We start from the raw sequence: 22,734 nt of genomic DNA on the forward strand, positions 1-22,734 counted from the left end.
GTCCGTCGGATCCGTCGTACGGTGGATTCATCAGGAACGGACCGCGCCGATCCCGTCGAGCCGAACGGCTCCGGGAGCAGCGTCCGGAAGGTTCCGATCCGGAGCGCCGCGAGATCCACCCCCCGGTTTCGCGCGGCGGTCCGAGTCGTCATCGACGACGTGCGGCACCACTCCCCGTCCCCCAGGGGTCGGGTGCCGCAGACCGGGCGGCGCGGGCGCACCCTCCTTCCCCCAGGCCGCGCCCCCGCCCGGTTCCCCGAACCCGTCGCGACGCACCGGCTCACGCCGCCGGCGACGACGCGGCGGCACCGCCCCGTGCCCACGACGATTCGCCGCGGCATCCGGGAACTGGTAAGCTCTTCAGGTTGCCGTGAAACGGCCGCGCATCAAGAGAGCCCAGGCATTCGGCCCCGGGCAGCGCGCAACGAAGAGAGAGGGGATCCCATCTATGGCACTCGAAGCAGACGTCAAGAAGGCGATCATCGAAGAGTACGCGACGCACCCCGGTGACACTGGATCCCCCGAGGTCCAGATCGCGCTCCTCACGAAGCGAATCAAGGACCTCACCGAGCACCTGAAGGAGCACAAGCACGACCACCACTCGCGTCGTGGCCTGCTGCTCCTCGTCGGTCAGCGCCGTCGTCTCCTCGGCTACCTCGCCGACGTCGACATCAACCGCTACCGCAAGCTCATCGAGCGTCTCGGCCTGCGCCGCTAAGCAGCATCACACCGCATTCGTGCGGCGCTGCGGCTCTCGTTGATTCCGCGAGCTTCTTGCGAAAGCCCCCCGCCTGCTCCTCGGAGCACGCCGGGGGCTTTCGTCATTCCCGGCGACGGGTGCCGCGGGTGGGCGGCTCGCGCTGCGCGGCCGCCCGGCGTCATCGGGTGTCGCCAGGGCACGACAGAATGATCGGATGCCCCGACGCCGCCGTTCCCGACGCCTCTCCCTGCCCGCCCTGCTCGTGATCGTGCTCGCGGTCGCCGTCTGGGTGTACCTCTACGGCCCAGAGGGCACGAGGTCCGAAGCGGGCGACTGGTGGTTCCCGCCGGCGACGGGCTCGGCCTCCGGCGCACCCGCGGGCGTGCCGACCGACCCCGACCTCGCGGCGCTCGTCGTCGCGGCTGCCTCGTCGACAGCGCCCTACGACCGCGACCGGTTCGGCGACGCGTGGGCCGACGTCGACGGCAACGGCTGCGACACGCGCAACGACGTGCTGATCCGCGACCTCGTCGACATCGCCTTCCGGGCCGACAGCAACGGCTGCATCGTGCGCACCGGCACGCTGCACGACCCCTACACGGGCGCCTCGATCTCGTTCGTGCGCGGGCCCGAGACCTCCGAGGCCGTGCAGATCGACCACGTCGTGCCGCTCTCGTACGCGTGGCAGCACGGCGCGTCGACCTGGGCGCCCGAGCGGCTCGAGGACTTCGCGAACGACCCGGCGAACCTCTCGGCGGTCGACGGTCCGGCCAACCAGTCCAAGTCCGACTCGGGCCCGGCCGAATGGATGCCTCCCGCAGCGGGCTACGCCTGCACCTACGTCGATCGGTTCGCCGGCGTGCTGCTCGCGTACGGCCTCACGGTCGCGCCTGAAGACCTCGCGGCCATGGCGCGCGTCGACGAGGGCTGCCCGGCCTGAGGTCGCCCGCGGCCTCGCTAGGCCTCCGCGCGGGCGCGGTAGGCGCGCACGGCCATGCGGTTGCCGCAGCGCGTGGTGCAGAAGCGGCGCGAGCCGTTCTTCGAGAGGTCGACGTAGAGGCTCTCGCAGTCGTCGGCGTCGCAGATGCGCAGGCGCTCCATCTGGTCGGAGCGGATGGCGTCGACGAACGCCATCGCCGCCTCGACGAGGATGCGCGTGGCGAGCGGTTCCTCCTGAGCGGTCGCGTGGATGTGCCAGTCGAGGTCGTCGTGGCGCACGAGCCGCGGGAGGGCGTGCGCGTCGGCGAGCAGGGCGTTGACGGCGTCGGCGGCGGTGTCGCGGTCGAGCAGCCAGATCGCGCGCAGCTGCTCGCGGGCGTCGCGAACCTCGGCGAGCTCGCGGGCGTCGCGGTCGTGGCGGCCCGAGTACTTCCAGGCGGTGATGAGCGCGCTCAGCTGCGCGACGGTGCGCAGTTCGTCGTCGCCGGAATCGGATGCCGCGGCATCCGTGTCGGTGAGGGCGGCGACGAAGGCGAGCGCCGACTCCGTGTCATGGGTGAAAAACATTTGACTCCTGACCTGGTGCACGAGTACTGTCACGAGCATAACGAGTTTCGGGCATGACAGTGCCCTCGGCTCGCGCAGGATCGGCACAACCGCACGCGCACCTCGCAGCATCACGGCACGAACAGGAACGGAACAGCCATGCGCGCTTCACGCGGCATCCTCGGCATCGCACTCGGCCTCGGGTCGGGCCTCGCGTTCGGCGCGGGCGGGGCCGTGGTGAAACCGCTGCTCGAGTCGGGCTGGTCGCCGGGCGCCGCCGTGTTCTTCCGCGTGCTCGTCGGTGCGCTGCTGCTGGTCGTGCCCGGTCTGTTCGCGCTCCGGTTCGACCTGCGCCCGCTCTGGCGCGCCAAGTGGACCGTGCTCACGTACTCGGTCATCGCGGTCGCCGGCGTGCAGCTCGCGTTCTACATGTCGATCTCGCGCATCCCGGTGAGCACGGCGCTGCTCATCGAGTACCTCGCACCGGTGGCGCTCGTCGCGCTCGCCTGGGTGCGCACCCGGCACATGCCGCAGGTGGTCGTGCTGGCCGGCTCGGTGGTCGCGATCGTCGGCCTCGTGCTCGTCATCGGCCCGGCCGGCGGCGCGCTCGACCCGCTCGGCATCGCGTTCGCGGCCATCGCTATGATCGGCGTCGCCGTCTACTACGTGCTCGGCGAACGCAGCGACACGGGCATCCCGCCGATCTCGCTCGCGGCCGTCGGCCTGTTCATCGGATGCCTCGTGCTCGGCCTCTCGCTCCTCGTCGGCCTCGTGCCGTTCGAGGCGAACTTCACGAGCATGCCCTACTTCGGCGGCACCGCGCCCTGGTGGGTGCCGGTGCTCACGGTCGGAGCCGTCTCGACGGCGTTCGCCTACGTCTCGGGCATCATGGCGATCCAGATCCTCGGCACCCGCCTCGCCTCGTTCCTCGGGCTGTCCGAGGTCGTGTTCGCAGGCATCGTCGCGTGGATCCTGCTCGGCGAAGCGATCGGCCCGGTGCAGATGCTCGGCGGCCTGCTGATCCTCGGCGGCATCGTGCTGGTGCGCTTCGAGCGCCCGGCCCTCGCGGTCGCACCCGATCTCGTGCCGGGCGCGACGCCCGCGATCGAGGCCGACCTGTCGTTCGATCCCGACCCCGTGCCGGCCGAGCGGCCCGCGACGTAGGCTTCCGACATGCGCTTCGGCATCTGCATCCTTCCCCAGTACGACTGGCCCGAGGCCGCCCGCCTGTGGCGCGGTGCCGAGGCGTACGGGTTCGACCACGCCTGGACCTACGACCACCTCTCGTGGCGCTCGCTCGCCGGCGAACGCTGGCACGCGACCGTGCCGACGCTCACGGCTGCCGCGATTGTCACCGAGCGCATCGAGCTCGGCACGTTCGTCGCCTCGCCGAACTTCCGGCATCCCGTGCCGTTCGCGAAGGACATCGCGACGGTCGACCAGATCGCCGGCGGGCGGGTGCTGCTCGGCGTCGGCTCGGGCGGCACGGGCTTCGACGCCTTCGTGCTCGGCCAGCGCGAACTGACGCCGACCGAGCGGTTCGAGCGGTTCGCCGAGTTCACCGAGGCGCTCGACGTGCTGCTGCGGCACGAGACGGTCGATGACGGCGCCGGGGGAGCGACGGATGCCGCGGCATCCGACTCCCCGGGAATCTCGTTCGACGGCGACTGGTACACCGCGGTCGACGCGCGCATGGTCGGCGCGCCCGCGCAGTCGCCCCGGATGCCCCTGCTCATCGCCGCCGACGGGCCGAAGGCGATGGCGCTCGCGGTGCGCCTCGGCGACGGCTGGGTCACCACGGCGGGGTCGATCGACGACACCGACGAGTGGTGGGCCTATGCGGCGAAGCTCTCGCGACGGCTCGACGGCGCGTGCGAGGCCGCCGGGCGGGATGCCGCGGGCATGTCCCGCACGTTGCTGCTCGACTCGTCGGCGCGGTACGCGCTCGAGAGCGTCGGCGCCTTCGAGGACGCCGTCGGCCGCGCGGCCGAGCTCGGCTTCACCGACGTCGTCGTGCACTGGCCGCGGGCCGACGGCATCTACGCGGGCAGCGAAGCGGTGCTCGACGAGGTGGCCTCGCGACTGCCCGGGCTCCGGTGACGCCGGCGAGGCGCTGACGACGCCTGCGCTGCGGGCTTCGGCACAGGTTCGCTTCGCTACGCTGGCAGGCATGCCCGCACCCCGCTCGAAGTCCCTGCTCGCGTGGGAGCCGACCCCGTACCTGCTCGTGTTCGTGCTGCTCGTGCTCACGGGCCTCGTGCGTCCGAGCTCGCCCGCCTGGCTGTTCTGGCCGTTCCAGGTCGCACTCGTGGCGTCGCTCGCCTGGCTCGTCGTGGCGCTGGTCCGGGCCGCCCGCACGCGCTCGAATCCCGATCAGTGGGGCGGGCTCACGACGCTCGACGGGCTCGAGATCGTCGATGCGCCCGGCCGGGAACGCGAGGTGCGCAGCGTGATCCCGGTGGTCGACGTGCACCGGCACCAGGCCGAGATCGACCTCGCGCGCATCCATGGCGGAGCCGACCAGCACGCCGTGCTCGTGCCCCGTGCGAGCCGCTGGCTCTCGCGGCGCTACCGGGTCGGCGTGCAGCTCGTGGGCGGCGATCGGCCGCGTCACGCCGGCTTCCTCTCGGATGCCTCGGCGGAGCCGTGGCTCGACTGGCTCGACGCGCTGCGGGCCGAGGGTGCGTTCGTGCGCGTGCCCGCGCGCATCACCGGTGACTCGCGCCCGCACGGCGTCGACCTCGACGCGAGCGGACTCGCGGAGGCGCTGGCGTCGGCGACGGCCTAGGCGGCCCGCCGCGGCATCCGCCCGATCAGGACGTCGGGGTGCCGGCGTTCTCGGGCTCGGCGCCGGACTGCTCGGCGGCGATCTGCTCGCGCACCAGGTCCATGTCGAGCGCGCGCACCTGCGAGACGAGGTCGTCGAAGACGGGTCGGGGCAGGGCGCCGGCCTGGGCGAAGACGCCGATGCCGTCCTTGAAGGCCATGATCGTCGGGATCGACGTGATGTTCATCGCGGCGGCGAGCTGCTGCTGGTCCTCGGTGTCGACCTTGGCGAACACGATGTCGGGGTTCGCCTCCGACGCGGCCTCGTAGTTGGGCGCGAACTGCATGCAGGGGCCGCACCAGCCGGCCCAGAAGTCGACGAACACGGTGCCGCCCTCGAGGATCGTCTTCTCGAAGGTCTCAAGTGTCAGGGGAACGGTAGCCATGCCTCCAGCGTACGGGCGCGGGATGAGCGTTCGCCCCTGCGACCGCTGATCGGAGCCGCAGGGCAAGCTGAGAATCCATCACTATTACCCCGAAAGCAGTGCGGAGTCAACCCTGTCTTCGGGGGCCGAGCTTGGGTACTCTCTGGCCCCATGGGCGTCGATGTCGACGCCCCAGGGTGTCAACGCCGACACCCGTCCCCGAGAGGAGAAGCATGTATCGATCTGCACGGCTTTCCCGTCGGGCCAAGCTGCTCGCGACCGCATCATCTGCGGTCCTGGCACTGGCCCTCGTCCCCGCGGGCGCCGCGGTGGCCGCACCCTCATCCAAGGCGTGCGATGTCCGGTCCAACGACAGCGTCTCGAAACTCATGCAGTGCGTGAGCGCGAACGGCGTCGTGGGGCACCTCCAGGAGTTGCAGAAGATCGCCGATGCGAACGGCGGCAACCGGGCCGCAGGCCTTCCCGGCTACGACGCCAGTGCTGCGTACGTTCAGAAGGTCATGAAGAAGGCCGGCTGGAAGGTCACGACCCACCAGTTCGACTACACCTACGTCGGGCCGGCGAACCTCCAGCAGCTCACTCCGACCGCGACCACCCACGAGTCCGAGTCGATGACCGGCACGGGGTACGGCACCGTGACCGGCACCGTCATCCCCGTCGACGTCGTGCTCGGCCAGCCGCTGCCCGACCCGGTCACGAGCGGCTGCGAGCCCGAGGACTTCGCGGGTCTCGGCTTCGACGACCCGTCCGGTTCGCAGATCGCGCTCATCCAGCGTGGAACCTGCGAGTTCGGCGTCAAGGCGCAGAACGCGCAGGCGGCGGGCGCCGAGGCGGTCATCGAGTTCAACCAGGGCAACACGCCCGAGCGTTCCGGTCTGCTGCAGGGCACCCTGTTCGGCGAGAACACCGAACCGCTCGCCGTTCCGGTGGTCGGCACGACCTACGCCGCCGGTGAGGCACTCGCGGCCGCGGGCTCGACGGCGACCGTGTTCGTGCCGCTGCCCGAGCAGCGCCCGCAGATCAACGTGATCGCGGAACTCCCTGGCAAGAACACGGGCAACGTCGTGATGGCGGGCGCGCACCTCGACTCGGTGTCAGCCGGACCCGGCATCAACGACAACGGCAGCGGCACCGCGGCGCTCCTCGAGATCGGGCAGAAGCTCGGCAAGCTGAAGCCCCAGAACACCATCCGGTTCGCGTGGTGGGGTGCTGAGGAGGACGGCCTGCTCGGCTCGCAGGCGTGGGTCGACAGCCTTCCGCAGCCCGAGCTGGACAAGATCGCCCTCTACATGAACTTCGACATGGTGGCCTCGCCGAACTACATCTACATGGTGTACGACGCGAACCAGTCGAGCTGGCCGGCCCCGGTCGACGTGCCGCCCGGTTCGGAGGCGATCGAGCGGCTCTTCGAGCGCTACTACACCGCGGTGAAGGCCCCGTACGACGACGCCGAGTTCAGCGGCCGCAGCGACTACGAGGCGTTCATCCTGGCGGGCATCCCGTCGGGCGGGCTCTTCACCGGCGCCGAGGTCGTCAAGACCGAGCAGCAGGCGGCGATCTGGGGCGGCACCGCCGGTGCACAGTACGACCCGTGCTACCACCTGGTCTGCGACACGATCGCCAATATCGACAAGAAGGCGCTCTACACGAACCTCGGTGCGGTGGCGACCGCCGTGCTCGAGTTCGGGGCGTCGACCGAGGCGGTCAACGGCGTGAAGGGCCAGTGGCTCAGCATCGGCGACTTCCTGCCGAAGAACCCGGCCGGCCCGAAGCTGACCGTCAACAACCCGGGTGGCGGCGGGCTCGCGCCCGATCACGGCCACTCGCACGGGCCGCTCGACGCGGCCTGACGATCGGGAACGCCGCCGTCGAGGCGGCCGGGCGGGGGTGCCTTCGGGCGCCCCCGCTTTCGTCGTGGGCGCTCGGGAATACTCTGGCTGGGACATCCGTTGGACCTGATGTATGCAAACGCATATAGTTGAAGGATCAGACGGACACCCAGGAGGGGCGCCATGCAATTCGGAATCTTCACGGTCAGCGACATCACCGAGGACCCGACCACCGGGCGCACCCCCACCGAGGCCGAGCGCATCCAGGCGACGCTGACGATCGCCAAGCACGCCGAGGAGGTCGGGCTCGACGTCTTCGCGCTCGGCGAGCACCACAACCCGCCGTTCTGGTCGAGCTCGCCCACGACGACGCTCGCCTACATCGCCGGGCAGACGAACACCCTGCAGCTCACGACCGCGACGACGCTCATCACTACGAACGACCCCGTGAAGATCGCCGAGGACTTCGCGATGCTGCAGCACGTCTCGGGCGGACGCGCCGACCTCATGCTCGGCCGCGGCAACACCGGGCCCGTCTACCCGTGGTTCGGCAAGGACATCCGCCAGGGCCTGCCGCTCGCCACGGAGAACGTCGAGCTGCTGCACCGCCTCTGGAACGAAGACGTCGTCGACTGGCAGGGCCGGTTCCGCACGCCGTTGCAGGGCTTCACCTCGACGCCCCGCCCGCTCGACGGCGTCGCGCCGTTCGTCTGGCACGGCTCGATCCGCACGCCCGAGGTCGCCGAGCAGGCCGCCATGTACGGCGACGGCTTCTTCGCCAACCACATCTTCTGGCCGGCGTCGCACACCCAGCGCATGGTCGCCCTCTACCGTCAGCGCTTCGAGCACCACGGGCACGGCACCGCCGCGCAGGCGATCGTCGGCCTCGGCGGCCAGGTGTTCATGCGCAAGAACTCGCAGGACGCGGTGCGCGACTTCCGTCCGTACTTCGACAACGCGCCCGTCTACGGGCACGGCCCGAGCCTCGAGGACTTCACGCAGCAGACCCCGCTGACCGTGGGCAGCCCGCAGGAGGTCATCGACCGAACGCTCGGCTTCCGCGACTACGTCGGCGACTACCAGCGCCAGCTCTGGCTCATCGACCACGCGGGCCTGCCGCTCAAGACCGTGCTCGAGCAGCTCGACCTGCTCGGCGAGGAGGTCGTGCCGGTGCTGCGACGCGAGTTCGCGAAGGACCGCCCCGCCGAGGTTCCGGATGCCCCGACGCACGCCTCGCTCGTCGCCGCGAAGTACGGCGACGAGGCGCCCCGCCAGGCGACCCCCAAGGCGAACCGCGGCGACAACCTCGCCGGGCCCTCGCCCTACCAGGACGCCGGCGCCACGGCCGCGACGCCCGCCGCACCCGTCAAGACCGGCTCGGCCTTCGGCCCCGCCGCGACGCGATAAGGATCCCATCATGACCGACACCACCGGCGCCACGGCCGTCAAGCGCATCGTCGTCATCTCGTCGGGCCTGTCGACCCCGAGCTCGACCCGCCAGCTCGCCGACCGGCTCGCGGCCGACGCCTCGAGCATCCTGCGCGAGCGGGGCATCGAGGTCGAGGTGCAGACGTTCGAGCTGCGCGACCTCGCCCACGACATCACGAACAACCTGCTGCTCGGCTTCGCGCCGCCGAAGCTCGAGGCCGCCCTCGAGGCGGTCGCCGCGGCCGACGGCCTCATCGCCGTCTCGCCGATCTTCACCACGAGCTACGCCGGCCTGTTCAAGTCGTTCATCGACGTCATCGACACGCAGGCGCTGACCGACCTGCCCGTGCTGCTCGGAGCGACCGGCGGCACGCCGCGGCACTCGCTCGCGATCGACTACGCGATGCGCCCGCTCTTCACCTACCTGCACGCGATCCCCGTGACGATGGGCGTCTACGCCGCGACGAGCGACTGGGGCGACGGCGGCGACGGCGTGCGCTCGCTGCCAGACCGCATCTTCCGCGGGGCGAAGGAGTTCGCCGACCTCGTCGAGCGCACCGACCGCACCGGCCTGGTGAACGACCCGTTCGCGCTCGACCGGCAGGGCGGCCACCTCATCGGGGGGCTCGCGGGGGAGTAGCGGCGCGCAGCCCCCTTTGCGAGCCGTGTGAATTCAAATTCACATGACGGATGCCGCGGTGGCACGTCGGGGTTCGCCCCACGTGTCGCCGCGGCATCCGCTGTTCCGCCTCCGCTTCGGCGGGCCGATGGGACTCAGCTCGGGCGGTTGATGTCGGGCACCGTGATCTTCGTCGTGGTGAGCGATTGCCCCTTGTTCAGGAACACCATCGCGAGCGCCCGCACGAACTGGTCGAACATGTAGAAGCTCGCGGGTGCGATCGGGATGATGGACTCGCGGAACCTGATGTACAGCGGCCACCCCTCGCGGATGATCACCTCCGACGCGGGGTCGCGCTCGAGGCCGAGCCAGTCGCCGACCTCGTTGCCGAGCTGGTAGCGCACGAATTCGTTCAGGAACCCGCGCGTGACGCCGAGGTCGACCTGGGCCGTGAGCCCGAGCAGCACCTCGGCGAGCTCCTGGCCCTCCGGTGTCCATTGGAGCTTCGGGGTGAGGATCTGGTCGGCCTGCGCGTGCGCCGCGTCCCACGTTGCCGGGATGTACTCGTCGCGCACGCCGAGCATGTGCAGCGCGACCTGCCACGAGTGCAGGAAGGCGTCCTGGTCGGCGGTCGACATCGGCACGCCCCAGTCCTTGAGCTTCTTGTGTGCGTAGGTGCCCGTGCTGTGGAAGGTCACGAGGATGTCGTGGTTCGAGATCGGGATCTGCTCGTCGTGGCCGCTCGCCTGCCAGTGCGGCGACTGCGGCAGCAGGTGGCGCACGGCCGCGTGCACCATGCGGGTGCGGTTGGAGGTGACGAGGAACTCGCCCGTCCACTCGAACGCGTCGATGTCGCTGAGGTCGTAGCCGAAGCTGAAGGTCTTCGCCGCGCGATCCTGCATGTCGGCGCCGCCCTTCGACCAGTACACCGATCGCGCCTCCCTCGGGATGACGGTCGACATGATGCCGCCGCCGATGCCGTAGATGAGGAACAGGTAGGTGTCCTTGCGGCGGTTGAAGTCGGCCGCCCGACGCAGCTTCCACTTGTCGGCCCATTCGGGCAGCTTCGTGTTCGCCTGCAGGAAGGAGCGGAGCTCAGCGGGCAGGCCGATCGGCACCGCCTGGCTGTTGTAGGTCCAGTTGCGCATCGCGTGGTTCACCGCGGGAACCTGCCCCGAGGTGATGACGTTCGCCATGATGCGGTCGATGTCGTCGTCCCACACCCACTGCGGGTCGACGGTCGATCCGCCGCCGAGCGCGGTGCGGGCCGCGCCTGCGACCGAGCCCGACGGCGACCACGACCAGGCGGCACCGCCGGAGGTCGCGACGCCGCCGAGGCCGAGCGCGGCCCCGAGGGTCAGCACGGTTCGTCGGTTCATCTCTGGCATGTGGCCACCTGCTTCCTCGAAGGGGACGGACCCGCCGCGGCCTCGTCGTCGAGGTCGTGTCCAGCACGTGCAGTCCGTCCGTCACATGTGATTCGTCGTTAACATATTGAGGTCACGACGGTTCCCGCAAGCCCCCGTTCCGACCACCGGGGCCGAGCCCCGCGACGATCCGGTCGACGAGCAGCCCCAACGCGATCGCCACGGGGATCGACACGAGCGTCGCGACGAGCGGTTGATCGCCGAACGCGGCGCCGATCACCGCGCCGACCCCGACGTTGTAGCAGGCCCACGCGAGCCCGGCGGCGAGCGAGAGGGGCAGGTACCGCCGAAGCGGCACCCCGCCGGCCCCGGCGGCGAGGTTCACGGCGATGCGCGCGAACGGCACGTACCTCGCCGTGAACACGAGCACGGCAGTGCGGCGGTGCACGGTCGTGCGGGCTCGCTCGAGCGCCCGGCTCACACGGCCACGGCGCTGCCACGCCCACCGGTCGAGTCCGACTCGCCGGCCGATCAGGTAGCAGCACAGGTCGCCGACGACCGCCCCGGCCGCCGCGACCGGAACGACGGCCCACAGCGACGGCGATCCCGTCGACGCGGCGAGGGCGCCGAGCGCCACCACGAGCGTCTCGCTCGGCAGCACCACGAGGAACGCGTCGCCCACGACGAACCCGAACAGCACGGGCAGCACCCACGGCGAGGCGGCGATCGCGTCGAGGTCCACGCGTCGGTTGTACCCCGCCGACGTGAACGGCAGGTTCCGGATGCCGCGGGCGGCCCGCCGCGGCATCCGTCGCCGTGCGCCCGGCGCAGCCCTAGTCGTCGACGAGCGAGCCGGGCTTCAGGTCCCACACGGCGTCGGTCGGCGGCGGGGCCTGCGTCTCGAAGCCGCGGAACCACGGCGCCCACCAGAGCACGGTGCCGACGGCCCACGCCGTGACGAGGTAGGCGGCCCAGCCCTGCGCGGTCGTGATGCCCGCGGCGACGGCGACGGCGACCGGATCGGTGCCCTTCGCGGTGTCGTCGAGCGCGGCGAGCAGGGTCGTCGCCGTGACGGCGAGCAGCATCGTGAGCTCCGCGGCGACCAGCACCACGAGCAGATGGCGCAGCCGCATGGTCGTCGCGAACGACGTGACCGTGACGCCCGCGACGACGATCGCGGCGGCGATCAGGCGCCAGAGCAGCTCGCCCCACACCTCGTCGGTGACGAACGCGAGCGGCGACCTGGCCGTCTCGGCGACGCCGTCGAGCCATGGCGGCAGCACGCTCGTCACAGCCAGCGCGAGTGCCGTGAAGCCCACCAGCACCGCCCACCGCATCGGGCGGCGCCTGCGCGCGACGGCCACCGTCTGGAGTTGCCGGTGCGTGAGCTCGGTGATGCCGACGAGCGTCACGAGCGCGACCCAGAACGGCAGCGTCCACAGGCCGAACCGCCACGACACGATGAAGAGCGCTCCGAGCAGGGCGAGGGTGATGACCACGAGCGTGATGCGGGGCGCCCGGGCGCGCTCCTGCGCCGTCGCCGCCACCCGACGGGCCCGCGTCGAGTCGACGAGCCGGTTCTCCGCGTCGTCGCGCAGGAACGCGTCTATGCGCAGCCGTCGGGTCCGTGCAGCGTTCGCCGCCGTGACCAGCCGCACGATCACGATGACCGCCGCGACGAGCGTGGCGAGCCCGGCCCAGACGATGCTCCGCGAGAACCCGGCCGACTCGTCGAGCTGGCCGGTCAGCTGGCGCACCGAGAGCATGAGTCCGCACGCGATCACGATCAGCGCGAGGATGAGCCTCGGCGTCGAGAGCAGCAGCGGCGCGAACACGAGCAGCGGGCGCAGCAGCCATTGGCCCGCTCGCATCGGCGACAGCCTGCGCGTCCCGCGCACGAGCGCCGCCGAGGCGGAACGTGCGACCCGCGACGCGAGCGCGATGCGATAGCCGGATCGCAGGGACTCGAGGTCCTGCGTGCCGCGCACCATCTGCTCCCGGATCCGCCCCGGATCCGCTGCGACCGCGGAGCCGTACGGGCGTTCGTCGCTCGCGTTCATCTCGCGGAGGAGCGCGGCCTGCACGCCGCCGACCTCGGAACCCGCGACGAGCGTCGAACCGGGCGCCGGATCCATCGACTCGAGGAACTCGACGATGCCCGCCGCGGCGTCGAGCCGGCCCCACCACCAGTCGTTGCGGCGCCAGTCGGTGCTGAGGAATCCGGCGAAGTTCGCGACCCGCAGGCCCGCGAGCTTCGACGAGGAGTACAGCACCCGGTCGTCGATGAGTCGGCGCAGCGTCTCGGGGTCGGCGAGGTCCTCCACGGGCTTGGCGAGTGCCGCCTTGTACCCGTCGAGCACCTGCGCGTCGAGCAGGGTCCGGTACCCGGCGACGTCGGCGGGCTGCGTGTCGGAGCCGATCACGTGGAACCGCACGAGCGACGACGCGGTCGGCATTCCGCTGCCGCCGAAGAACATGGGCAGGTCGGATGCCGGGAGGGGCGAACCCTCCGCCGGCATTCGGTGCCACGGCGACTCCGCCCACTCCGCCTGGCCCGGCATGCCGGCGAGCACGGCGTTCGCCCGCTGGAGCCATCGCACGATCGCGTCGAGCCGGTCCCATTGGGCGGCCCGGGTCGTCGGGTCGTCGCCGTTCGCGGCGATCCACACTCGGGCGACCGACTCGGCGCGCGCGGCCGTGAGCGGCGCGTCCGCCGGGGCGATGGCGTCGACGCGGTCGAGCGCGGCCGCGATGCTGCGGTCGCGCAGGTCCCGCGAACGGCGCAGCGCCGCGTAGAGCTCCTCGCGCACCGCGGCGCGCGTGCGTTGCGCGTCGTCGACCTGTCCGGCGGCGAGCGCATCGTCGAACGCGTGGAGCCCGACGGTGCGGAAGGCCTGGTCCTCGAGCGCCCGCACCCACGCGAGCACGCAGAACGAGGTGTCGACGAGGGTCTGGGAGCCCTGCGAGATCACGTCGTCGGCGATGGGCGGCAGGTCGGGCTCGCCGGGCATCGATCCGAGCGCGCCGTCGCGACTCAGGTCGTCGAGCACGCGTCGCAGCGCCGCGGCGACGCGCTGGATGCTGAGTCGGTCGAGGGCTCGTCGCCGGGGCCGGGACTGCAGGTTCGTGGTGAGCGTCCACTCGCCGGGGCGGGCGAGCACCGTGCCGAGCAGCTCGGCGTCGGTCGTGGAGCGCATGCGGGTGTACGCGGCGAGCGAGCCGAGGGCCGGGTCGGCCGGATGCTCGTCGCTCGTCGGAGTCGCGTCGAGTCGTACGGCGAGCAGTTCGTCGCGGCCCTTGCGCACGAGCGCGGTCGTGCGGTCGGCGTAGACCTGGTCGATCTCGTCCTCGCCCGACTCGCTGGTGCGCTTGCGCAGGGCCGTCGGCACGGCGTAGAGGATGCGCGAGAGCCGGTCGTCGCGCACCTTCGCGCGCTGCGGAGGGCGAACGGGCCCGTCGCCGTCGTACTCCGTGGCGCGCACGAGCGCCTTCGCGCGCTCCTTCGGCGACGGGTCGAGGTAGACGAGCGCCCGGTTGACGTGCTCGTTCGCCGGCACGTTGCGCACGGCCCGCAGCGCCCGGTCGATCGGGATGTTGTCGAGCACGCCGCCGTCGACGACGCGGAACGGGCGGCTCGCGACATCCTGCCGATGGGCGCTGAAGACGTTCCGCATGTCGGGCGTCCCGTCCGCACCTGACTGGTCGAGCGCCTCGGTGCCCGAGTAGATGAGCGCCGGCTCGAACGCTCCCGGGAACGACGAGGTCGTGCGGGCGGCGTACGCGAGGCGCGACCACGCGGCCGGCGCGTCGGCATCGGGGGAGCGGCCCGGGATGCCGCGGTCGGGCACCGGGTCGGTGTCGTCGCCCACGAACCGGAAGTGCGCGCGCCCTTCGGCCGTGGCGCGTTCGGTCGTGTCGGTGGCGTCGATCAGCGTCGCCGAGAGGTCGACCACGACGTGCGGCGAGGCGAGCGCCGCCCGCGCGGCCGCCGTCTCGGCACGGGGCGCCCCGTCGCCGTTCCCGCCGCGGCCGTCGCCCGAGCCGCCGCCGACGTCGCCGGCCGCGATGCGCTCGAGCGCGCTCGCGAGTTCGGGCCAGAAGTACGTGTCGCCGCGCAGCACCGAGTCGAACTGCGCCGGGTTGCCAGTCTGCAGCAGGCCCCACGCCGATCCGGTCGTGAGCCACGTGCCGAGGATCCCGTCGAGGCCGACGCCCGAGCGCTGCGCGACCGAGTACATGACCGCGTTCAGGCCGCCCGCGCTCGCGCCCGCGAGCACGTCGAACTCGACGCGGTCGTATCCGTGCCGGTGCAGCACGCGAGCGTACGCGTCGGCGCGCAGCAGCAGCTCCTCGTCGGGGGCGATCCCCCCGGCGCCGTCGGGCGCGGGACGGATCAGCAGCGCCTGGGCCGGCCCCTCGCCGACGCGGAACACCCGGATGCGACGCAGCACGTCGAGCTCGGCGACCGCCCCGCCGATCCACACCGCGAGGCTCACGCCGCCCTTCATCGCGAGCGCGACGCGGAGTCCGCGTGCCGCGTACGGCCGCCCCCCTTCGGGCAGGAACACCCTGGGGTTCACGTCGCCGGCGAACCCGGGCGCGGGATCGGTGCCGGCGGGCTCCGGGAACGTGCCGTACTCGCGCGGGGCCGGCGCGCCGCCCTGCCCGCCCACGGGGGCGTCCAACCGCAGCATCACGTAGTCGTGCGGTACCAACGGCTCGGACATCGGTCGCCCCCTCGCGGAAGACCTGCATCGGTCGCCCACATGCTAGCGAGCCGCGCGCGGGACCGGCATCAGGGCGCGCACCGACCCGCCACGCGGGCCGGGTGGCCGCAGGCGGGCCGGATGCCGCGGGCGGGCGGGGCCCGGGGCTCAGCCGCTCTTGCGGCGGAACTCCTGCTTGGTCGAGGCGTTGCCGTGGGCGTGGTCGACGGCGCCGCGGCCGTCGAGGTGCGCCTCGCCGCCGCGCTGCTGGTTGTTCTTGCGCTCGAGGGCCTCGCGGAACTTGCGCTTGACGTCGTCGGAGGGGCCGGTGGTCGCCTTGTCGTCGTCGGTACTCATGGGTCGAGTCTATGCGCGCCGGTCGGGCGGGCGGCCAGGCTCACGCCTGCGTGAGGTCGCGCGTGCGGAAGCGCCAGAGACCGAGCGCCCAGCACGCGAGCGCGACCGCACCCAGCACCACGAGCGGTGCCGCGTCGAACTCCACGCCTGGCACGCGCGGCGTCGCGGCGAGGGGCGTCGCGTCGATGAGCTCCTCCGAGAGCGAGAACAGCGGGCCGAACATGGCGATGACGACGCTCGCGCCGTAGACGATCCACGTGATGAGGATCGCCTGGCGCGGCAGCCACCCCGTGAGCAGCACGGTCACGCCGACGAGCAGCAGGAGGCTCGGGATGTAGGCGAGCGACGCCGTGAAGATGCGCAGCACCTGGTCGGGGTCGCCCTGCGTGACCGAGAACGCGAGCCCGAAGACGAGCCCCGACGTCGCGAGGATCACGATGCCCCAGACGCTCGCGAGCAGGTACCGCGTGAGCGCCCAGCCGATGCGGGACACAGCGCCGGCGAGCTGCGGTTCGAGCCGCCCCGATGCCTCCTCGAGGCGCACCGAGGTCGAGCTCTGCACGGCGAACGCCGCGGCGACCATGGCGGTGGCCATGACGAAGAGGCCCACGATGCCGTCGAGCATCGAGTCGGCCTGGCCGGTGAACGCCTTCGCGAAGGCGTTGCCCGAGTCGAGCAGGTCGCTCATGGCTGAGGCGACGCCGCCGTAGAACAGTCCGCCGACGAGTCCGCCGAGCAGCCACCCGATCATGGGCCCGCGTTCGAGCCGCACCGCGAGGCCGAGGGGCGTGGCGAGCGCGCGCGACGCGGCCGCGCGGCCGGGCCGGTCGGGCAGCACGCCCGCGCCCACGTCGCGGCGCGACTCGACGACGCCCGCCACGAGGCATCCGCCGATGCCGAGGCCGACGAGCAGCAGGAGCGGCCACCAGACGTTCTCGCCGAACGAGCGCATGTTCTGGGCCCACCCGATGGGCGAGGCCCAGCTGAGCGGGCTCGGGGTGTCGCCCTCGGCCTGCACGTCGGCGATCGCGCGCACGAGGTACGAGACGCCGAGCACGATCGACGCGAGCGAGTTCGCCGCGCGACTCGTCGAGGTCAGCTGCCCTGCGAGCGCGGCGATGCCGAGGAAGGCGATGCCGACGCCGGCGATCGAGGCGCCCATGGCGAGCGACCCCTCGGCCGGCAGCCCGAGCCCGATGCACGTCAGCCCGATGAGCAGGCCGATCGCGACGCTGAGGCCGCCGACGACGAGCTGGTTGGCGAGGCTGTAGGCGTGGTGCCCCACGGCGCCGGCGCGGACGAGCTCGGTGCGCCCGTTCTCCTCCTCGGCGCGCCCGTTTCGCGTGACGAGGAAGATCGAGGCGAAGCCGATCGACACGGCGAGGGTCATCCAGATCTTGATGTTCAGGATGCCGCCGAGCGTGCCTGCGCCGTAGGGGAGGCCCGTGAGCGCGGCGACCGCCGGGGTGTTGGCGACCGCCGCGTAGGCGTCGCGCGACTCCTGCGTGGGGAACGCGACGCGCTGGGACTCGTAGACCATCGCGACCATGCCGACGAGCACGACCACCCAGAGCGCGAGGCGCAGCCAGTTGCGCCGCAGGATGAAGCGGGTGAGCTCGGGGAACGCGGTGAAGGCGGCGACCGGGGGCGTGTGCCCCGGGGTCGACGAGGTCGGGCGCGAGGGCGCCTGGGCGACGGCGGTCATGATGCGCGCACCCCCTCGGCGACCTCGTCGGCGCTGTCGGCGGGCAGGCCGACGCCGTAGTGCCGCAGGAAGAGCTCCTCGAGCGACGGCGGCGTCGTCACGAGCGACCGCGGCGAACGGGCGGCGAGGTCGGCGAGCACGCCGCCGAGGTCGGCGTCGTCGACCGTGAAGCTCACGCGCTCGCCGTCTGCGGCGAGGTCGTGCAGGTCGGTGCGCTCGGCGAGCGTGCCCGCGCCGTCGGGCAGGAGCACCGAGACCGAGGTGCGGTGCAGGTGTCGGAGGTCGGCGAGCGAGCCGGCCTCGACCGTGCGGCCGGCCCGGATGATCGTCACCTCGTCGCACAGCTTCTCGACCTCGGCGAAGATGTGGCTCGAGAGCAGCACGCTGCGACCCTGCCTCGCGAGGTCGCGGACGGTCTCGGTGAACACGCCCTCCATGAGCGGGTCGAGGCCCGACGTGGGCTCGTCGAGGATCAGCAGCTCGGCGTCGGAGGCGAGTGCGGCCACGAGCGCGACCTTCTGCCGGTTGCCCTTCGAGTAGGCGCGGGCCTTCTTCGACGGGTCGAGGTCGAAGCGCTCGACGAGCTCGTCGCGGCGCACGCGGTCGATGCCGCCGCGGAGGCGCGACAGGATGTCGATCGCCTGGCCGCCCGTGAGGTTCGGCCAGAGGTTCACGTCGCCGGGCACGTAGGCGATGCGACGGTGGAGCTCGACCGCCTCGCGCCACGGGTCGCCGCCGAGCAGGCGTGCGGACCCGGCATCCGCCCTGGCGATGCCGAGCAGGATGCGGATCGTGGTCGACTTGCCCGAGCCGTTCGGCCCGAGGAAGCCCATGACCCGGCCCTGCTCGACGCGCAGGTCGAGGCCGTCGAGTGCGGTGACCGCGCCGAAGCGCTTGACGAGGCCGGCGACCTCGATCGCCGGGGTTGATGCTGACATGGTGACTCCTTCGAAGTGTGTGCGGTGATCGTGCGCGGGATGCGTCAGGCGCCGGCCGCGGGCGGATCGCCGATGTAGAGGAGGTATTGGTCGAGGTAGGAGCTGTCGGCGAAGACGCCGTACGTGTAGAGCTCGATCGAGGGCAGCGCGATCTGCTCGAAGGTCTTCGCGAGCACGGTCTTGAAGTCGGTGAGCGAGATCTCGGGGTGCATCGAGAGCAGCACGATGAGCCCGCCGACGGACTGCGTCACCATGAGCCGTGCGCGGCCCTCGGGGTCGCGACTCGGGCGCAGGACACCGTCGGCGACCGCCTGCTCGGAGTACGCGAGCGCCGATTCGATCATGCGCTCGACGAACGCCCGACCGGCCGGACTGCCCTCCTGCACGCTGCGCAGGATGTAGACGAGCATGACCCCGTACTCGTCGGCCTCGGCGAGCTGGGCCATGGCGGCGGAGGGGGAGGCGAGCCCGTCGGTCTTGAGCGTGCGGTGCTGTTCGAGCACGGCGTCGTCGCACTCGGCGCGCAGCGCCTCCTTCGACCCGAAGTGGTGGCGGATGAGTCCGGCGCTCACGCCCGCCCGGGCGGCGATGGTTCGCACCGACGCCCCGAAGCCCTCTGCGGCGAAGCATTCGATGGCGGCGTCACGAAGGCGGGCGCGCGTCGTGAGGTCGGTCGCGTCGGCTGCGGCGGCGGTGCGCTCGTGCTCGGCTATACGCATGTATCGGATGCTACACGCGTGTATAACCGACGTCCAGAGGGACGGCGACCCAACCCCCGGCGACGAGCAGGTGAACCTTCGCCGACCACGGCCCGGATCGGCGAAACCGCGTCCGATCAGGCCTCACGCTGGTCGTGTGAAGGTCGCACTCCTCGCAGAATCGTTCCTCCCGCACATGAACGGCGTGACGCATTCCCTGCTCCAGGTGCTCCGCCACCTCGAGCGCCGCGGCCACGACGCCCTCGTCATCGCACCCCGCTCCGGGCCCGCCGATCCGTCGCTCGACGGGTCGCTGCACGGGGCCAGGAGCGTGCTGCTGCCCTCGGTGCCGCTGCCGACCTACCCCGACGTGCGCGTGACGCTCGCTGGAGCGCACCGGCTCGCCGCGCTCCTGCGCGAGCACGAGGCCGACGTCGTGCACCTCGCGTCGCCGTTCGTGCTGGGGTGGCGCGGCGTGCACGCCGCGGAGGCGCTCGGCATCCCGTCGATCGCGGTCTATCAGACCGACATCCCCTCGTACGCCGAACGCTACGGCGTGCCCGGTGCCGCGCCCGCGCTCGCCCGCCACCTGGCGAAGTTGCACACTCGTGCGACCGTGACGCTCGCACCCTCGACCTCGGCCGTCGACCGGCTCACGGGCCTCGGCGTCGATGCCGACCGCATCGCCCTCTGGCGGCGCGGCGTCGACACCGAGCGATTCGCGCCGACCCGTCGCACCGCGGCCTGGCGGCGCGACATCGCGGGCGCCGCTGCCGACGAGGTCGTCATCGGCTACGTCGGGCGGCTCGCCCCCGAGAAGCAGGTCGAGGATCTCCGGGCGATCGCCGACCTGCCCCGCACCAGGCTCGTCATCGTCGGCGACGGGCCCTCGCGGACGGTCCTCGAACGCATGCTGCCGAACGCAGTGTTCACCGGATTCCTCGGCGGAGACGCGCTCGCCGAGGCCATGGCCGGCTTCGACGTGTTCCTGCACCCCGGCGAGAGCGAGACCTTCTGCCAGACGATCCAGGAGGCGCTCGCGAGCGGCGTGCCCGTCGTGGCGACCGGCCGCGGCGGGCCGCTCGACCTCGTCGAGAACAGCGTCGACGGGTGGCTCTATCGGCCGGGAGACCTCGTGGAGTTCCGCGAGCGCGTGCGCGACCTCGTCGGCGACGATGCGAAGCGCCGGGCGTTCGCCGTCAATGCGCGGGCCGCCGTGCGCGGGCGCGGGTGGGACGTGCTCGGCGACGAGCTGCTCGGGCACTACGAGGAGGCCGTCGCCGCGAGCGGGGGCGCGACGGCCGGGCCTCGTGTCGGTGCCCTCGGACGCTGGACCGCGGCATCCGCACCGCCCGTCGCGGTCGCGCCGACCGTGCAGGTCGCGCCGTCCGTGCAAGTCGCCCCTGCCGAGCCCGCCCCGACCGCGCCGCCGCGCTGGACCAGGTACGTCGCCGTCGGCGACTCGCTGAGCGAGGGCCTCTGCGACACCTCGCGCATGGCCGCGGGGGAGTACCGAGGCTGGGCCGACCGGCTCGCGATGCTGCTCGCGCTCGCGAGCCCGGCCGGCGAGCGCGTGGCGTACGCGAACCTCGCGGTGCGCAGCCGCAAGGTCGACGACGTCGTCGACGAGCAGGCGCCGCGTGCGATCAACCTCGGCGCCGATCTCGTCAGCGTGCTCATCGGCGGCAACGACTTGGTCGGTCCGAGGCCGGACGTGCACGGGCTCGCCGACCGGCTGGCGGCCTCGGTCGCCGGCCTGCGCGCCACCGGCGCCGACGTGCTGCTCGTCACCCCGTTCATGCCGCAGCGACCCGCCTCGCGACTGTACGAACGGCGGGTCGCCGCGTTCGCCGACCGCATCGTCGGCATCGGGCACGACACCGGCGCGATCGTGCTCGACGTGGCGGCGCTGCCCGCGCTGACGGTCAAGGGCATGTGGGCCGAGGATCGGGTGCACCTCAACTCCGCCGGGCATCGCGCGCTCGCCTACGAGGCGGCCAGACGGCTCGGCGTACCGGATGCCGCGGCGCTCGCCGAGCTCGAGCAGGCGGCGCACGAGCCCGGCGCCGACGTCGCGGCCGAGATCGACACCGATCGTCAGGTCGGCGACGCCGAGTGGATCGTGCGGCACGCGGTGCCGTGGGTGGCCAGGCGCGTGCGGGGTCGCACGGCGGGCGACGGACTGGATGCCAAGCGCCCCGCGTTGCTCCCCGTGCTCGACGCGCATCAGGCGCTCACGAGGTCGGCACGACCGCCGGCTCCCACGCGGTGACCGAGATCGTCGAGCCCTCGACGATGTCGGACTCGAGCGGCCAGCTTCCGCGCTCGTCGCCGGCAGTCATCGCGGCGTGAAGCGAGGTCGCGACGAGCGCGTCGGCTGTGACGCCGGCATCCCACCCGAGGTAGGCGATCGCGTAGCCGTTCGCGGGCACCTCGACCCGCGTGACGCCGGGATCGTCCGCCATGAACGAATGTCCGTGCTCGATCAGGACATTGAGCGCGTGCTCGTTCTGGTCGCCGAACGCGACGTCGGGGTACCCCTCGACGGTGCAGGGCCGGTTGGAGAAGTTCATCAGGCGGATCGACTGCACGCGGTGGCCGGTCGCGGCGTCCTTCTCGCCGAACAGCAGCATCGCCTGCTCCGGCGTGCACCGGTCGGGATCGGCGGCGGTCTGAGCGGCGTCGGTCGGCTCGGCGCGGTCGGCGACGGGAACGCCCTCGGCGAGCGGATCGGGAAGCGCGCCGCGGGACGGATCCGCGCCCTCGGCGATCGCCACGTCCTGAGCATCCGCCACCCGCGCCTCCCGCATGCCGAGGACGCCGATCGTCACCAGCGCGATCACGACCGCCACCGCGACGCCGGCGAAGGCCAGGGTCTTCGTCGGCACTCCGGGGCGAGGCCCCATCGCGGGCGCTGAGACGGCGTCGGTCGCGGCGAGCGGACGGTGCGCGTCGGGGCCGTACGCGGGGGCACCGACGGGGGCAGCCGCGGCGAGCTCGGCCGGTGTGTCGGCTGCGAGGGCTCGGCGGCGCATTCGGCCTTCGACGATTGCAGGGATCCATCCGTACAGCAGGCCCCAATAGGCGCCGGCAGCCGCGAACGCGCCCATCCCACTGCTCCACAGGACGGCGCCGTAGGTGAAGAACGAGCCGATCATCGTGAGGCCGTCGGTCGCGAGCCCCATCGCGGCACCGACGGCGACGGCGAGGAACCACGCCCGCCACGGCGCGGCCGTTCCTGCGGTGTCGCCGGTGGGCGCGGTGAGCCGCAGCAGCGCTGCATACGCGAACCCGACGCCGATCGCCGCCGTGAGAGCGAACAGGGTGGTCCAGACGATCGGCCACATCCAGACGGACGGCGGTACGGTCGCCGGCAGGATCGCCCCCTCCAGGCCGTGCAGGTTCGCCGCGGAGATCGCGGACCAGCTCAGCGCGCCGACGCCGAGCCAGAGGATGCCGGCGATGCCGCCGACGATTGCGAGTGGGGCCGGCCGGAGCCGGGAGGTCGAGTCGGCACCGGTGCGGGGCGTGGTCATTCCACGAACCTAGTGTCCCGAGCGAGCGCGGCGCCGACGCGACATCCGCTGTTCACGGGTGAAAAACAGGCCCTCTGCTAGGCTTGACGAGGTTGCCGAAGGGTCGCCGCGCAGGTGCGCGGTGCCGGAGGCGGCTGACGGAGCAGGCCGGCAG

General features: G+C 72.1%; 19 protein-coding genes. 9 read left to right on the forward strand and 10 right to left on the reverse strand.

Annotation, left to right across the window (positions count from 1 at the left end; translation table 11 throughout):
• Window positions 1-448 precede the first annotated feature (448 nt).
• Both rpsO and ACFVS8_RS07055 read left to right on the forward strand, forming a co-directional pair.
• Entirely contained in the window at window positions 449-718 is a 270-nt protein-coding gene (gene rpsO, locus ACFVS8_RS07050) for a 30S ribosomal protein S15 (RefSeq protein WP_056658110.1), read from the forward strand.
• A 196-nt stretch (window positions 719-914) separates the two neighbouring features.
• A complete protein-coding gene (locus ACFVS8_RS07055; protein WP_387059446.1) occupies window positions 915-1,640 on the forward strand; it encodes an HNH endonuclease family protein in 726 nt (241 codons plus the stop codon).
• 17 nt (window positions 1,641-1,657) lie between these two features.
• Here the strand turns inward: ACFVS8_RS07055 and ACFVS8_RS07060 are convergent, their stop codons facing one another.
• The gene (locus tag ACFVS8_RS07060; protein WP_387059449.1) at window positions 1,658-2,206 is read right to left on the reverse strand and encodes a CGNR zinc finger domain-containing protein; all 549 of its coding nucleotides are present in this window, start codon (window positions 2,204-2,206) and stop codon (window positions 1,658-1,660) included.
• A gap of 138 nt (window positions 2,207-2,344) precedes the next feature.
• Here ACFVS8_RS07060 and ACFVS8_RS07065 point away from each other — a divergent pair, with 138 nt between their 5' ends.
• The 3 genes from ACFVS8_RS07065 (at window position 2,345) to ACFVS8_RS07075 (ending at window position 4,973) form a co-directional block, all read left to right on the forward strand.
• A complete protein-coding gene (locus ACFVS8_RS07065) occupies window positions 2,345-3,349 on the forward strand; it encodes a DMT family transporter (protein WP_387059452.1) in 1,005 nt (334 codons plus the stop codon).
• 9 nt (window positions 3,350-3,358) lie between these two features.
• The gene (locus ACFVS8_RS07070; RefSeq protein WP_387059455.1) at window positions 3,359-4,285 is read left to right on the forward strand and encodes an LLM class flavin-dependent oxidoreductase; all 927 of its coding nucleotides are present in this window, start codon (window positions 3,359-3,361) and stop codon (window positions 4,283-4,285) included.
• A 70-nt stretch (window positions 4,286-4,355) separates the two neighbouring features.
• A complete protein-coding gene (locus ACFVS8_RS07075) occupies window positions 4,356-4,973 on the forward strand; it encodes a hypothetical protein (RefSeq protein ID WP_387059458.1) in 618 nt (205 codons plus the stop codon).
• Window positions 4,974-4,998: 25 nt separating this feature from the next.
• Here ACFVS8_RS07075 and ACFVS8_RS07080 read toward each other — a convergent pair whose 3' ends face one another.
• Entirely contained in the window at window positions 4,999-5,397 is a 399-nt protein-coding gene (locus tag ACFVS8_RS07080) for a thioredoxin family protein (RefSeq protein WP_387059461.1), read from the reverse strand.
• 368 nt (window positions 5,398-5,765) lie between these two features.
• Between ACFVS8_RS07080 and ACFVS8_RS07085 the strand changes: the two genes are divergently transcribed.
• The 3 genes from ACFVS8_RS07085 (at window position 5,766) to ACFVS8_RS07095 (ending at window position 9,294) form a co-directional block, all read left to right on the forward strand.
• Window positions 5,766-7,247, forward strand: a complete 1,482-nt coding sequence (locus ACFVS8_RS07085; RefSeq protein WP_387059464.1) for a M28 family metallopeptidase — start codon at window positions 5,766-5,768, stop codon at window positions 7,245-7,247.
• Window positions 7,248-7,409: 162 nt separating this feature from the next.
• Window positions 7,410-8,633 carry an LLM class flavin-dependent oxidoreductase gene (locus tag ACFVS8_RS07090; RefSeq protein ID WP_387059468.1) on the forward strand — a complete coding sequence of 408 codons (1,224 nt, stop codon included), beginning with the start codon at window positions 7,410-7,412 and terminating at the stop codon, window positions 8,631-8,633.
• 10 nt (window positions 8,634-8,643) lie between these two features.
• The gene (locus ACFVS8_RS07095; RefSeq protein ID WP_387059471.1) at window positions 8,644-9,294 is read left to right on the forward strand and encodes a CE1759 family FMN reductase; all 651 of its coding nucleotides are present in this window, start codon (window positions 8,644-8,646) and stop codon (window positions 9,292-9,294) included.
• Window positions 9,295-9,428: 134 nt separating this feature from the next.
• On the opposite strand, the gene ACFVS8_RS07100 is transcribed toward ACFVS8_RS07095, so the two are convergent.
• From ACFVS8_RS07100 to ACFVS8_RS07130, 7 genes are all read right to left on the reverse strand, one after another.
• Window positions 9,429-10,661: an oxygenase MpaB family protein gene (locus ACFVS8_RS07100; RefSeq protein WP_387059474.1), complete on the reverse strand. Its 1,233-nt coding sequence runs from the start codon at window positions 10,659-10,661 to the stop codon at window positions 9,429-9,431.
• A 112-nt stretch (window positions 10,662-10,773) separates the two neighbouring features.
• A complete protein-coding gene (locus tag ACFVS8_RS07105) occupies window positions 10,774-11,382 on the reverse strand; it encodes a DedA family protein (RefSeq protein ID WP_387059477.1) in 609 nt (202 codons plus the stop codon).
• A 91-nt stretch (window positions 11,383-11,473) separates the two neighbouring features.
• The gene (locus ACFVS8_RS07110) at window positions 11,474-15,367 is read right to left on the reverse strand and encodes a DUF3376 domain-containing protein (protein ID WP_387059480.1); all 3,894 of its coding nucleotides are present in this window, start codon (window positions 15,365-15,367) and stop codon (window positions 11,474-11,476) included.
• A 147-nt stretch (window positions 15,368-15,514) separates the two neighbouring features.
• Window positions 15,515-15,703 (reverse strand): DUF5302 domain-containing protein, encoded by a 189-nt coding sequence (locus tag ACFVS8_RS07115; protein ID WP_387059482.1) that lies wholly within the window; start codon window positions 15,701-15,703, stop codon window positions 15,515-15,517.
• Between the two features lie 40 nt (window positions 15,704-15,743).
• On the reverse strand, window positions 15,744-17,408 hold the full coding sequence (locus ACFVS8_RS07120) for an ABC transporter permease (RefSeq protein WP_387059485.1): 1,665 nt from the start codon (window positions 17,406-17,408) through the stop codon (window positions 15,744-15,746).
• Window positions 17,405-18,346 (reverse strand): ATP-binding cassette domain-containing protein, encoded by a 942-nt coding sequence (locus tag ACFVS8_RS07125; RefSeq protein WP_387059488.1) that lies wholly within the window; start codon window positions 18,344-18,346, stop codon window positions 17,405-17,407. The genes ACFVS8_RS07120 and ACFVS8_RS07125 overlap by 4 nt, the downstream gene beginning before the upstream one ends.
• 44 nt (window positions 18,347-18,390) lie before the next feature.
• A complete protein-coding gene (locus tag ACFVS8_RS07130; protein ID WP_387059491.1) occupies window positions 18,391-19,065 on the reverse strand; it encodes a TetR family transcriptional regulator in 675 nt (224 codons plus the stop codon).
• 136 nt (window positions 19,066-19,201) lie between these two features.
• On the opposite strand from ACFVS8_RS07130, the gene ACFVS8_RS07135 reads away from it, so the two are divergent.
• The gene (locus ACFVS8_RS07135; RefSeq protein ID WP_387059494.1) at window positions 19,202-21,316 is read left to right on the forward strand and encodes a glycosyltransferase; all 2,115 of its coding nucleotides are present in this window, start codon (window positions 19,202-19,204) and stop codon (window positions 21,314-21,316) included.
• On the opposite strand, the gene ACFVS8_RS07140 is transcribed toward ACFVS8_RS07135, so the two are convergent.
• The gene (locus ACFVS8_RS07140) at window positions 21,279-22,580 is read right to left on the reverse strand and encodes a DUF4232 domain-containing protein (RefSeq protein WP_387059497.1); all 1,302 of its coding nucleotides are present in this window, start codon (window positions 22,578-22,580) and stop codon (window positions 21,279-21,281) included. The two genes, ACFVS8_RS07135 and ACFVS8_RS07140, sit on opposite strands and share 38 nt — an antisense overlap.
• Window positions 22,581-22,734: the final 154 nt, after the last annotated feature.

Source organism: Agromyces sp. NPDC058110 (assembly GCF_042884735.1).
Classification (GTDB): domain Bacteria; phylum Actinomycetota; class Actinomycetes; order Actinomycetales; family Microbacteriaceae; genus Agromyces.